Source organism: Verminephrobacter aporrectodeae subsp. tuberculatae At4 (assembly GCF_000193225.1).
GTDB classification, from domain to species: domain Bacteria; phylum Pseudomonadota; class Gammaproteobacteria; order Burkholderiales; family Burkholderiaceae_C; genus Acidovorax; species Acidovorax aporrectodeae.
In genome coordinates this window covers 1-459 of sequence record NZ_AFAL01000298.1, presented here as the reverse complement: position 1 = coordinate 459, position 459 = coordinate 1, and the positions used below count along the sequence as shown (strand labels likewise).

At 73.9% G+C, this 459-nt stretch carries 1 protein-coding gene; it reads left to right on the top strand.

Translation table 11 applies throughout. The features are described 5' to 3' along the window. A partial coding sequence (locus VTU_RS26235) for an AMP-binding protein (protein WP_010102417.1) occupies window positions 1–459 on the top strand: 459 nt, incomplete at both ends.

The window sequence follows — 459 nt, the reverse complement described above, 5'->3', positions numbered from 1 at the left end:
CCGGAGCGGGTGGCCTTTGTTGACGCGGATCGTTCCATCGACCATGCGACGCTGGGCCGCCGCATCGGGCAGGCGCTGGCCGCCCTGCGCAGCCTCGGACTGCGGCGCGGAGACTGCGTGATGCAGCTGTCCGGCAACCGCTCCGAGGTCTTCGCCGTGATGGCCGCGGCCTACCTCATGGGGCTGCGCTCGGTGACCCTGCACGCGCTCGGCGGACACGAGGACCACGCCTACATCGTGGGCGACGCCGAGCCCTCGGTGTTCCTCGCCGAAGCCGCGCACCGGGAGCGCGCGCTGGCCCTGCGCGCAGCCTGCCCCGGGGTAGCGCACTGGTTCGCGCACGACGCCTGCGCCGATCTGGCGGACTTCTGGGCGCTGGCGCTGTCCCTGGAGCCCGCGCCGCTGCGGTCCGAGGCGCGGCCCGAGGACATCATCCGGCTGGCCTATACCGGCGGGACG